11 protein-coding genes are annotated in these 12,421 nt (G+C 41.5%); 3 read left to right on the forward strand and 8 right to left on the reverse strand.

Translation table 11 applies throughout. From position 1 onward, the window contains the following. Genes sdaAA through RBH88_RS10495 form a run of 3 tightly spaced genes read right to left on the reverse strand, consistent with a single transcriptional unit; the run spans position 1 to position 2,136 of the window. The gene (gene sdaAA / locus RBH88_RS10485; RefSeq protein ID WP_213691684.1) at positions 1 to 870 is read right to left on the reverse strand and encodes an L-serine ammonia-lyase, iron-sulfur-dependent, subunit alpha; all 870 of its coding nucleotides are present in this window, start codon (positions 868 to 870) and stop codon (positions 1 to 3) included. Continuing rightward, positions 867 to 1,553 carry an L-serine ammonia-lyase, iron-sulfur-dependent subunit beta gene (gene sdaAB, locus RBH88_RS10490; RefSeq protein ID WP_213691683.1) on the reverse strand — a complete coding sequence of 229 codons (687 nt, stop codon included), beginning with the start codon at positions 1,551 to 1,553 and terminating at the stop codon, positions 867 to 869. Before sdaAB ends, sdaAA begins: the two co-directional genes overlap by 4 nt. Before the next feature lie 13 nt (positions 1,554 to 1,566). Beyond that, positions 1,567 to 2,136, reverse strand: coding sequence for a nucleoside deaminase (locus RBH88_RS10495; protein WP_213691682.1), 570 nt, complete (start codon positions 2,134 to 2,136; stop codon positions 1,567 to 1,569). A gap of 517 nt (positions 2,137 to 2,653) precedes the next feature. Between RBH88_RS10495 and RBH88_RS10500 the strand changes: the two genes are divergently transcribed. Further along, positions 2,654 to 4,003, forward strand: coding sequence for a 4Fe-4S binding protein (locus RBH88_RS10500; protein WP_213691681.1), 1,350 nt, complete (start codon positions 2,654 to 2,656; stop codon positions 4,001 to 4,003). A 44-nt stretch (positions 4,004 to 4,047) separates the two neighbouring features. On the opposite strand, the gene RBH88_RS10505 is transcribed toward RBH88_RS10500, so the two are convergent. The 4 genes from RBH88_RS10505 to thrC form a co-directional block, all read right to left on the reverse strand. Then, entirely contained in the window at positions 4,048 to 5,019 is a 972-nt protein-coding gene (locus RBH88_RS10505) for a mechanosensitive ion channel family protein (RefSeq protein WP_213691680.1), read from the reverse strand. Positions 5,020 to 5,078: 59 nt separating this feature from the next. Then, positions 5,079 to 6,269 (reverse strand): PLP-dependent aminotransferase family protein, encoded by a 1,191-nt coding sequence (locus tag RBH88_RS10510; protein WP_307879615.1) that lies wholly within the window; start codon positions 6,267 to 6,269, stop codon positions 5,079 to 5,081. Positions 6,270 to 6,376: 107 nt separating this feature from the next. Then, positions 6,377 to 7,504, reverse strand: a complete 1,128-nt coding sequence (locus RBH88_RS10515) for a threonine synthase (RefSeq protein WP_213691678.1) — start codon at positions 7,502 to 7,504, stop codon at positions 6,377 to 6,379. Between the two features lie 13 nt (positions 7,505 to 7,517). Beyond that, complete coding sequence (gene thrC, locus RBH88_RS10520; RefSeq protein ID WP_213691677.1) at positions 7,518 to 8,714, reverse strand: threonine synthase; 1,197 nt, start codon at positions 8,712 to 8,714, stop codon at positions 7,518 to 7,520. 203 nt (positions 8,715 to 8,917) lie between these two features. On the opposite strand from thrC, the gene RBH88_RS10525 reads away from it, so the two are divergent. Both RBH88_RS10525 and RBH88_RS10530 read left to right on the forward strand, forming a co-directional pair. After that, the gene (locus RBH88_RS10525; RefSeq protein ID WP_307879616.1) at positions 8,918 to 9,703 is read left to right on the forward strand and encodes an amino acid ABC transporter ATP-binding protein; all 786 of its coding nucleotides are present in this window, start codon (positions 8,918 to 8,920) and stop codon (positions 9,701 to 9,703) included. Beyond that, positions 9,704 to 11,266 carry an ABC transporter substrate-binding protein/permease gene (locus RBH88_RS10530; protein ID WP_213701662.1) on the forward strand — a complete coding sequence of 521 codons (1,563 nt, stop codon included), beginning with the start codon at positions 9,704 to 9,706 and terminating at the stop codon, positions 11,264 to 11,266. It abuts the gene before it with no gap. 55 nt (positions 11,267 to 11,321) lie between these two features. Here RBH88_RS10530 and RBH88_RS10535 read toward each other — a convergent pair whose 3' ends face one another. Further along, positions 11,322 to 12,200 carry a PhzF family phenazine biosynthesis protein gene (locus RBH88_RS10535; RefSeq protein ID WP_213692186.1) on the reverse strand — a complete coding sequence of 293 codons (879 nt, stop codon included), beginning with the start codon at positions 12,198 to 12,200 and terminating at the stop codon, positions 11,322 to 11,324. Positions 12,201 to 12,421 lie beyond the last annotated feature (221 nt).

Raw genomic sequence — 12,421 nt, forward strand, 5'->3', positions numbered from 1 at the left:
CTACCACCTTTCATGAAGGATTTCTGCCACAAGACGACGTGCAGTAGGAGTAATAGCTAAGCCGCCATGAGCAGTCTCTCGTAAAGATTCTGGCAGAGCACGTCCCACCTGAGCCATGGCATCAATAACTTCGTCAGCAGGAATAATAGATTTTATCCCTGCTAGAGCCATATCTGCCGCAAGAGCCGCCACCGAAACAAGAAGTCCATTTCTCTTAATACATGGAGATTCTACTAAGCCTCCCACAGGATCGCAGACAAGTCCAAGCACTGATTTAAAAGTGAGAGCAACGCTTTGTTCTATAGCTTCAGAAATACCTCCATGCATAGCAACCAAAGCGGCAGCTCCCATAGCCGCTGCGGCTCCACATTCAGCCTGACATCCACCTTCTGCTCCAGCCAACGTTGCTCTAGATGCTATAACAGACCCGATAGATCCGGCAACAATCAATCCGTCAAGAAGTGTCTTATCCTGCGTGGCAAAGATATCTTTATGGGCAAAAAGAAGCCCTGGCAAAATACCACAGCTTCCGGCAGTAGGAGCTGCAACAATACGCCCCATAGCTGCATTATATGTTGCTACCGCCAATGCAATCTCACTCGCTCGCAATATATATTGGCCTGAAAGATTCTTTTCTTTCTGAGCATACGAAGCTAATTTTCCTCGATCAGATCGAACTATTTTGCCATTCCATTCATGTTCAAGGGCATCGTGAACAGATTTTTCCATATCAACAAGACGGCTTTTCATCCTTTCACGAATGCGATCGACTGGAAGGCCTGTCTCTTGTTCCTCCTGCGACAAAACAACTTCAACAAAAGAGCTCTTTTGATTCAAGCTCTGGGCAACAAGTTCAGAAATAGACCTCATTCTATGTTACCTCCCTGGTTATAGAGAGCTAGGACTCGTTCCATTGATGGATGAGCCTTTTCTACGGCTTCTCTGACACTCTCATCGGGAGATGTCGGTAAATCCAATTCGATAACAAGAGAAGCTTTGCCACCTTTTGATTTTCTATGGAGACTTAATGTTGCAATATTAATTTTCATATCGGCAAAAAGTTTTGTAACAGCAGCTACAACCCCCTGAGTATCACGATGAAACGTTATGAGAGAGGGAAGCTCTCCAGAAACACTAACCTGAAAGCCATCTATCTGTTGTAATTCTACGGCCCCTCCTCCAATAGACGCACCTATAATCTCTAGAGTTCGACCGTCTTTACCTGTAAAGACAAATCGAGCTGAGTTTGGATGGGCTCCATCTATATTTTCAGTATCGAAACGATAGTTAAATCCTCTTTCTTTTGCAATAGACAAAGCATCCCGCAAACGAATATCATCAGGAGCCATGTCGAGGAGTCCCGCAACAAGAGCCCTATCTGTACCATGACCGTAACTTGTGTATGCAAAACTGCCCCTTAAAAAAATTTCAACACTCTCTAAAGGATCGTCTCCCCAGCAAGCCAAAGCCAACCGGCTTAAACGAGCCGCGCCTGCAGTATGGCTCGAAGAAGGCCCTATCATTACAGGGCCTATAATATCTGTAAGTGCCATAAAACATCCTCCTTTATTTCAGAACCATCTTTTTCTCCCCAGCCTGATAAATATCAGACAATTCCTTATATATGCGATCTAATTTTTCAAGTCTCGCCATTGCCAACTCAGATTCACCCATAGCTGATGCTATTTCTTTCAAGGCAAAACTTTTAAAAAAGCTGTTACTTCGACTGGGATGGGGACAATTAAAAACTTCATTAAGAATTTGAATATCATAAGGGATATGGAAGGCATCTCGTGTCTCTTCATACTCGAAAAGAAAATATATTTCTGGGAAACCAGACCAGGCGATAGAAGACAGGCACATTGAACATGGCTCGTGAGTGGAAAGAAAGAGACAATCTTCAGGATCTGGATGAGAGGGAAGTTCAAAAAATTTTTTTATTGTGTAGACTTCACCGTGCCATAATGGATTCCATCCTTCGTGGTTTGTTCCTGCTACTACGAGAGAAAGATCTGAGCGAAGTAAAATGGCCGCACCAAAAATTTTATGACCATGGCTGACTGCCAAACGAGTCTGAGGAACAATATCATCTTCAATGACATTGAGCATTCTCCAAAATATCTTTTCTTTTTCCATTATCCTCCCTCCTTTGGCAACATTATATCCTGAAGTTCTCATCCCTGGATGCAAAGAAAGGTCTTATTAAATTTAAAGAAATTAATATTTGAAGTTTGAAGTTATTTGTGTTATTTTCAAATTGATAAGAATTATTTATTTATTCTTTAGATTTTGTTTTTTGTCGATTGCGCCACACAGGCGTGTCAGGAGTGCTCTCTTACAAAACAACCCCAAAAAGAATAGTGGAGGTGAACTATATGAACGCATTAACTATAGTGTGGCTCCTTGTTGGCGTGGGTATGATCGCAGCAGTTCTAATCATCAAGAAAAAGCGGAACGACGAAGAAACAAATAACTAGTACCAAACCCTTTTGGGCGTTGGAATTTATGGGTAGTATCTTCGTTATAGCTTGTTCCTGCGCCCCATAACTATTTCTTTTATACCCCCCCACAGTAAGCCTTTTTACCGATAGTCAAAAATTCTCTTTTGGAAGATAATACGATTAAAATATCGTTTAAAAGAGGAGGAATGCCCATGAAATCTCAGAAGGTCCGTCTGATTGTTCAGATAAGCTTTCTTGCCTTTCTTACGTGGGTAGGATATCGACACCAACTTCTTGGAGGCGGCCCAGAAGGCGTGCCACCAGTTGATGCATTATGTCCCTTTGGCGGCATAGAGGGCCTTTACGCCTATTTAAAAACAGGAACGTGGCTTCGACGATTAGCACCAAGCTCTCTTATTTTGTTTATTGGTATTGTAGCCATAACAATTCTCGTAGGTCGCATCTTTTGTAGTTGGATATGTCCTTTGGGAACGTTAGGAGAACTTTCTGCCAAAGGTGCGAGAAAACTGGGTATTACTCAACGGGAACTTCCTCCTTCTATCGATAAACCTGCACGGTATTTAAAATATATTGTTCTTTTCGTTATTATCTTCTTTACATGGCGTCTTGGTACTCTTGCTTGGCGAGATTACGATCCATGGGTTGCCTGGATGCATTTAAGTGCCGGTTGGGGGGAAATGGTAGAAAAACCGTGGGCATTTATCATTCTCTTTGGCACAGTTATTATTGCCAGTTTCTGGATTGAACGGTTTTGGTGTCGTTATCTTTGTCCATTAGGAGCACTTCTCGCTATCGGACAAAAATTAAGTTTCGTCAAAGTTCGAAGAAACGACTCTACGTGTATTCATTGCCATTTGTGTCATAAGACATGTCCTGTGAATCTTGATCCAGAATCTAAGGACGTTGAAAAGAGCGCAGAATGCATTTCGTGTGGACAATGTACCGACAAATGCCCTGTAGAGCAGACTCTCTATTTTGGAATCGGAAAGAAAAAGCTCTCCTCTTTCGCAATAGGAATAACAGGATTACTTCTATTTTTTGCTATTTATGGAGGTGCCCGCATTTCTGGAATGTGGATGACATACGCACCCTCCACAGTTGAAGCACAAATCAATCCCGCCGGAGGTATCTACGGCTGGATGACACTCAAACAAGTAGCAGAGACAGTAAAACTCTCTGAAGAAAAGGTCATAGAAATAGCGGAACTCCCGGCAGAGATTCCCCGAGATGTTTCATTGAAAAACATTGAAGGAGTGAACGATGAAGAACTTCGTGCATCTCTTGAAGCATATTTCGAAAAACAAATGAAACAACCTGCTGTAGAGTCAGCTGCTCCTCCCCTAAATCCAGAAGAAATAAAGGGATCTATGACATTGGGTGATGTGGCAAAAATGTATGATCTTGAAGCTGAAAGCATTTTAAAAGAAGTAGGCTGGCCTCTTGATGCTTCCCCAGATAAACCGCTCAAGGAATTAGCAGCCGAATATCAGATGGAGGTAAGTGTTATTAGGGAAGCCGTAAAAAAACTTTTGCAGGAATAGGCATATATAAACAATAGAGAACAAATACAAGGGAGCTTCTCTGTTTAAAGAGCGGCTCCCTCTTCTTTTTCAAGAAAAGATTCTATTCTAAAGCGAGGCAATGCCTCCGGAACATTGTTTTGCATCCACACAAGAAGCTGCTCCCGAACTTCACATCGCAACTCCCACGCATCTGAAGAATTTGAAGCGCTCATCAGTGCACGAAGCTGCATTGTCTTTTCTGTGCAATCGACAACTTGTAAAACGTTTACACGATGATCCCACCATTCGGACTGTTCAAGAATGTCAGTTAAAACTTTTCGCATCTGGTCAATGCTTAAAGTGTAATCTGCATAGATATACACGTAGGCAAGAAGATCGGCTGATGTGCGTGTCCAATTCTGAAATGGCTTTTCGAGAAAATACGTTGTGGGAAGAATAAGACGTCGCGAATCCCATATTTTAAGCACAACATATGTAAATGTAATTTCTTCAACGCGTCCCCATTCCCCCTCAACAATTAAGACGTCATCCATGCGAATAGGTTGTGATATGGCAAGATGTATTCCCGCAAAAAGAGTTCCCACCGTTTTTTGGGCAGCTAAACCGATAATCACTCCTGCTATTCCAACAGATGCAAGAAGAGCTGATCCAATTCGTCTAAAGTTTTCAAAACCCATCAGGACAAAACAAAAAGCAACAATAAAAACAAGGATGATTAAGAGACGTTTAAAGACAAGAAATTGCGTCTGAATTTTACGGGCTCTTAGATTATCAGAAGAATCAAGGTTAAAATGCTTCGTGAATACTTTCTCCAAAAGATAAACACCACGGATTAAAAACCAGCCGCATGTTGCAACGAAAGCTATTCTGAAAGCGCTCATTACAAATTGGAACAACGATTTGGGAACATTTACTCCAACGATCGGGAAAAAAACAAGAACAAGAAGAATCAACGTCATGAAAAAAGAAGGTTTAAGAAAGAATCGAATCAGATCTTCACGCCACTCTGCGGAATCTTGATCATAACGATCCATTACAAAATCCTCCTTCCATAAAAAAAGCCCAGCTCCATAAGGAACCAGGCTTTTGAAATTTATCGAAGATGTTCTTTTATCGCCTCTCCGAGAAGTTGAATACCTCGTATAATTCTCTCGGGTGGCATATTGGAATAATTCAGGCGTAACGTATTTTCGTGTCCCCCGTTAGGGAAGAAAGCACCGCCTGGCACAAAGGCAACTTTTTTCTCGAGACATGTCATAAGTAAATCTCTGGCACTAAGCGTCTCTGGCAAAATGGCCCAAGTGAAAAGTCCCCCTTCGGGAATTGTAAATGAAACGGAAGAAGGGAATTCCACCTTCATTGTTTCTATCATAACGTTACATCGTTTTTTATACACATCAATAAGACGAGCTACATGAGCATCAAGATCATACATATCTATATAGGCGTTAATTTCATACTGGCTCAATGTTGGGGAATGAAGATCTGCTGCCTGTTTAAGATACGCAAATTTTTCATAGATATCCCCATCAGCGCAAAGCCATGCAATTCTCATCCCGGGGCAAAAAATCTTTGAAAATGTTCCAAGCAAAACAACTTTGCCCTCTTTATCAAAAGACTTGAGAGATGGAGGGACCTCTCCCTTGAATCGAAGTTCTCCATAAGGGTTATCTTCAATAACAACAATATCATAACGGCTTATAACATCCATGAAAGCCTTTCTTCCCTCAACGGTCCATGTTTTGCCTGTTGGATTCTGAAAATCAGGAATAACATAGATTGCCTTCGCTCTTTTTTCTCTCGTCAAAGCTTCTTCAAGGGCTTCAGGAACCATGCCATAATCATCTGTTTCGACTTCGACATAACGTGGATTATATCCGTTAAAAGCACTGAGAGCACCGAGATATGTGGGACTCTCACACAACACAACATCTCCATCATCAATAAGCATTTTACCTAAAAGATCAAGAGATTGTTGTGACCCGGTGGTAATCATAATATTGCCACTCTCCAAACGAGTCTGATATTTCCGGTTCATCCGGCTCGCAATCTTTTCCCGCAGAGGGGCGTATCCTTCTGTTGTCGAGTACTGCAAGGCTTTTGTTCCATCCTTCTCGAGAACCTGGGCAACAACCTCTTTCAACTCTTCTATCGGAAATAGTTCAGGAGCCGGAAGGCCACCAGCAAAAGAAATAATTTCAGGATCAGCCGTCACTTTAAGAATGGCAGCAATATCCGATGCCTGGAAATTTTTCATTCGCTCTGCAAAGACACATTTGTTCATAGTAGAGCCCTCCTGTCGTTTAAGAATTTTAGGGCGGATTATACCAAGAAAGAGGGCTTAATGGAAATAGAAATTTCTATTTCCTATATATTTTTGAATTTTTCTTCTTATTCTTCTCTCAGATGAAGAATTTTATCTGTGGCCTTTAGCCCAGAACCGGAGAGGAAAGCCACCGTTTTTTCTCCCCGTGAAAGTTTTTCTTGTTGTTGTAATCTCCACAAAGCTGCCCCAACAACAGCACTTGTGGGTTCTACATAAAAACCCGCACGAGCCAAAGCATAAAAAGCTTTCTCTATTTCATTATCGTCTACAGCCATAATAATCCCCTCTGTTTTTTTTATGGCATCAAGAACTTCTCGGCCACGAACAGGTTGTGACGAACTTATGCCTTCAGCAATAGTTTCTTCCTTATATATAGAGACAGGCTCGTTTTTACCCTGAATAAACGCTTCATAAAGAGGCGCACATTTTTTTGCCTGAACGGCAATAATCTGGGGTAGCCTCTCAATTCTTCCCGCTTCATAAAGATGCTGAAAAGCCAGATAGCACCCTATAACCAAGCTCCCTTGCCCTGCCGGAACAATAATCTTGTCGGGAATCTCATAGCCAAGTTGTTCCCACACTTCAAAGGCATACGTTTTTACTCCGTGAACAAAATAGGGGCTCCAATTATGGCTGGCATAATAGATATCATTTGCCGCCTGCTCTGCTGCCTTTGTCGTATCTTCTCGGCTTCCTGGAACACGAACAAGTTCTGCACCATAACTTTCGATTTGTACGCACTTCCCTGCTGACGTATAGCCAGGGACAAAAATCTGGCAGTGAATACCTGCCCTGGCCGCATAAGCTGCCATAGCCGCTCCAGCATTCCCTGAAGAGTCTTCTATAATGGAAGATATGCCAAGCTCCTTAAGTTTGGTCATTTCATAGGCTATTCCCCTGTCTTTATATGAGCCTGAAGGGCAAACATAATCCAGCTTAAAAAAGATGGGAAAGCCCTCCCACTCTGAAAGGACAAGAGGAGTCATCCCTTCTCCAAAAGTAACAGGGCTTGTGTTCTTATTGAGGGGAAGAGCCTCTTCATAACGCCATAAAGAATGGGAACGAGAAGCAAGAAGTTCCGGAGAAGGGAAGGATGTCTGATCCACCTCTAAAAGGAGAGGCCCACCACATGAACATTTCCAAGGTTTTTCTTCCTCACTATAACGTTTTTGGCACCATTGACATTGAAGCATATGCTATCACTCCCTATACGCGAACACAGTCTTCCAAAGAATCTATGTTTACATCCTCAGATGTAAGCTTATGAGCCTCAAAAGCAGCCGTATATTTCAATCCACTCCCCGTCAAAATACAAGCCACCTGTTGGTTGGATGTAACAATTCCACGTTCTATCAAAATAGGTATTGCCGCTAAAGAGACAGCAGAAGCGGGCTGTACGAAGAGTCCCGTTCCAGCCAATTCCCGCTGGGCTTGAAGAATCTCCTTCTCAGGAACTGCCACAGCGACACCTTTTTGTCTGGATAAAACTCGCAAAACCTGATTTCCACTGGGTGGAAAAGGATTTTCAATAGCGTGGGCAATTGTATGGGGACTGGGAAACCTCTCTATGCTGTTAGCGTTTTTTTTATACGCTTCAACAATAGGGGCGCATCCTTCCGCCTGCGCCGCAACAATAAGAGGCATGTGGGGAATAAGACCTGACTTGTAAAATTCTCTAAAACCCTTTTCGATACCCCGTATATTTCCTCCCGCGCTTGTAGGGACAATAACCACATCGGGTACATTAAATTTTGTTTGTTCACAGATCTCAAAGGCTATAGTTTTAGATCCTTCCACTCTGAAAGGGACATCTGAATTCATAAAATAAATGCCGTATTTTTCTCCCAAGCGAAGGCTCTCTTCGTAAAGTAGGCTATAATCACCATAAACCTTAACGACTCGTGCATTATATATAGCTATAGGGTTGAGTTTCTCAATAGGAAGATCTTCTTTCACTAAAATGGTTGTTTCGAGATTCGCTCTTGCACCAAATGCAGCTACTGAGGCAGCCATATTTCCCGTAGATACTGTTCCAATACGATGGAATCCTAATTCCACAGCATGTCTTAGTGCCGATGCAGTTCCGCGGTCTTTAAAAGACCATGTTGGGTTAACTGTTTCGTTCTTTAAAAAGACGTTATGCACTCCTAATTTTTTGGATAAAGATGGTGATGAAAGAAGAGGTGTCATTCCTTCTCCTAAAGAAAAAGTATCACTGCAAGATTTGAATGGGAAAAAATTCTTGTACCGCTTAAAAATATCCGACGTTTCTTCAGCACAAATTTCTGTTGAAAAAAACTCTTCAACTTCAAGAGGTTCATGACACTTAGGGCATCTGGAAATATTTTTTCGAATGGGGAAAGATGTTCCACAAGCTGTGCATATAAATTTTTTTTCAGACATGGAGACGATAAACCTCCTTTATATCTTTTTAAAAATTATAACGTAATGAGAATCTTTATTTTTCTCTTTTCCTCCTTTTTTATATCTTGCATCTCCAATTTTTTCTGTCATACTATGCCTGCTTGTAATCAAAATACTAAGACTCAAAACCAAATCGGGGAGAGTGAAATCACACAAAAAAATAGTAAGGGGGTTGAGACAGGTTGACACGTGCGGCTGAACCTTTGATTCACGTTGAAAATCTGTGCAAGAGCTTTGAGGATGGAGAAGTTTTAAATGGAATCTCCATAGATATTAAAGAGGGAGATCTGGTCTCTATCATAGGACCGTCTGGATGTGGAAAATCAACGTTCTTACGGTGTCTCAACTGTCTCGAGTACATCGACTCAGGAACCATTACCATAGCCGGCGTTACAGTAAGCCGCACAGGTAAGGAAAAAAATCTGAACAAGAAGTTTCTAGAAGCATGCCATCTCATGAGACAAGAAGTGGGAATGGTGTTTCAAAGTTTTAATCTTTTTCCTCACAAAACCGTTCTTGAAAATGTCATGCTGGCACCTATGGTTGTCAAAAAAGCCAGTGAAGAAGAAGCACGTGAAACAGCCTTAAGACTACTTGAAAAAGTAGGTCTATCTGAACACATTCACAAATATCCAGCCACTTTATCTGGCGGGCAAACACAACGTGGAGCTATTGCCCGTGCCCTTGCAATGAATCCCAAAGTCATGCTATATGATGAACCGACATCAGCTCTTGATCCTGAACTTGTAGGAGAGGTTCTTCAGGTTATGAAAGATCTTGATGCTGAAGGTATGACTCAAATTATCGTTACTCATCACATGCGTTTCGCTCGAAATGCCTCTGATTACATTGTTTTTATGGATGGTGGAGAGATTGTCGAGTTGGCTGATGGCGATATTTTATTCGAATCGCCTCAAAATAAAAGAACGAAAGATTTTCTTCGACACCTTACAGAGGATGTAGCATAAATGAAGCATATTACGCGTGTTTTCTTTTCTCTTTTTCTTTTAGTTGTGATATTGGCATCTCCTTTAAAGGCTTCTGAAAAGCCTTTATTACGCTGGGGAGGAGACACTGAGGGCGGCGTTCCTTACATGTTCTACGATCCATTTAATATGGATCGCCTTATTGGATATGAAGTAGAAATTATGGATGCCATTGCCGATTATCTGGGGATGAAAGCTGAATTTGTTCAAAACGGCTGGGATAATCTCATCCCCGGGCTAGAAAGGCATCTATATGATGTAACCATAGATGGTCTTGAAATTACACCGGAACATAAAGAAGTCGTAAACTTTTCTATTCCGTATTACTCTACGTTCCTGCAGCTTGCTGTTCGAAAGGGAACAAAAAACATAGAAACTCTGGAAGACTGCAAAGGTAAAGTTGTAGGAACACTGAAACAATCATATGCCTATTTCACTCTCGTTGAAGCTGGCATTCAAGACATTCGAACATACGAAGACGAGATCAATGCTTTTAATGACCTCGAAAACGGACGATTGGACGCCACACTTTTTGACGATCCTATCGCCGTATACTATGCCGGTTTTAATCCGGAGATTGTCTTTGTCGGATCTCCTGTCGGTCGCATGGACTACGGCATTGCCGTTCGCAAAGAAGATAAGGAACTACTCTCTAAAATCAATGAAGCTATTGTCTACCTTCGAGATAGCGGAAAATTAAGAGAGATTTATGACCGCTGGAATCTCTGGAGTCCGATGATGGCTGAAATGTTTCAAGATTTTTCGCCACGAAATGTTGAAGCCTCTATGTTTAATTACTGGGCAGAGCATCAAAAACCGGAAATTACATGGGAAAAGCGTATAAACAGATATACGAGTTTTCTCCCCATTCTAGGAAAAGCAGCGCTGGTTACTATTAAGGTTTCTATTGCAGCTATGGTTTTGGCTATTTTACTTGGGCTGATCTTAGCCATGACTAAGATTTTTGGCCCTACGTTCTTTTCTCGTATTGCCATTGCCTATATAGAAGCCATTCGAGGAACACCTGTTTTAATACAGCTCTTTTTCATTTTCTACGGACTTCCTAATATTGGGATTAAGTTAAGTCCATTTGTTGCAGGCGTTCTCGGCCTTGGTCTTAACTATGCAGCCTATGAAGCTGAAAACTACCGGGCAGGGTTACTTTCTGTTCCCCGTCAACAAATGGAAGGAGCACTTGCCCTCGGGATGACACGTTGGCAAGCATTAAAACATGTTGTTTTACCACAGGCAGTAAGGGTTGCCCTGCCTCCAGTAACCAACGACTTTATTTCTCTTTTAAAAGATTCTTCCTTGGTTTCGGTTATTACCATGGTTGATCTCACAAAAGCCTACGGCCAGCTTGCTACAACTTATTATGACTATTTCGGAACGGGAATTATTGTCGCTGTTATATACTTTTTACTCGGCTTGCCCTTTGTTCGGCTCGCCCGGTGGACAGAGAAGAAAATGGCTGTTGCTGTAAAGGGTGGAAAAACACAGAAAAATTCCAACTCCTTTGTTGGGAAAAAACCAGGAAGCTACTAAAATAAAAGATAAAAAGAAGGGGCTGCTTTTTTGCAGCCCCTTTGAAGTGTCTATCTTATATTAATTCGCCCTTTGCAACAAAAATAACGCTTCCTCCAACGTGAACATCAACTACTCCTCCATCATGATCTCTAGCTGAAAGGAAGAGAAGAGAAGGTCTATTAATAGCGTATCCCTGTTCAACACGTATATTTTCTATGGAAGGCGTTCCTAAAACTTTATGACGAACAAGATAGGCAGCTAGGCATCCCCCCGAACTTCCAGTTGCAGGATCTTCTTCCACTCCAAAGCAAGAGGTTAAAACCCGAACGTGAAGATGATTTTGACTATGAATAGGTTGTTTACAATAGATAGAAAGAGCAACTTTCCCCACTCTCTCTATAAAATCTTCATATGCATCACGATTTATACGAATACGAAGAAGAGTTTCTCTACGTTTTATAGGAATAATTACTGTAGGCAAACCTGTAGATACCCATTGAATAGGAGTCTGCGTATCAAAATCTTTCGCATTAAGACCTAATACTTTTGCCAAATCTTCAACAGGGTAAACTGGACCAAACTCCGGTTGATTCTGTTTCATAATATACAGTTGATCCTCGCGCATTACAGGAATAAGCCCAACCTGGAGATTCAAAACAATAGAATCGGGGTTACCCGGTGCAATATCACGAGCAATAACAGCTGCCGTTCCCAATGTGGGGTGCCCTGCAAAAGGCACCTCTCCCCCCGGAGTAAAGATACGAACAGCATATCCACCATTAACTGGTGAATCGTTCATAATAAACGTCGTCTCTGAATAATTCATCTCTCGAGTAATACTCTGCATATCTTCTGTGGAAAAATCTTTTGCGTCACGCACAACGGCAAGCTGATTCCCTGAATACTTTTTTTCAGCAAAAACATCTACAATATAAAACTCATGCTTTTTCATTATTTCCCCTCCCCTCATTTTGTTTTTTCTCTAAAAATGCTTATACAAGCAAATCTATGGGCCACGGGAAATTATTGTAGGTTTGAAGCAAGCTCACTTGGGAAATTGTCAGGAAGTAAAAAGTGCTATTTATATATGTATTATACCTTTATTTAACTTGACAAACTAAGCACAAAGAGTAACACTATAAACACAATTCGTAACACGATAATTTTTGAGGG

Origin of the sequence: Aminobacterium sp. MB27-C1, from assembly GCF_030908405.1 — a bacterium.
GTDB lineage: Bacteria > Synergistota > Synergistia > Synergistales > Aminobacteriaceae > Aminobacterium.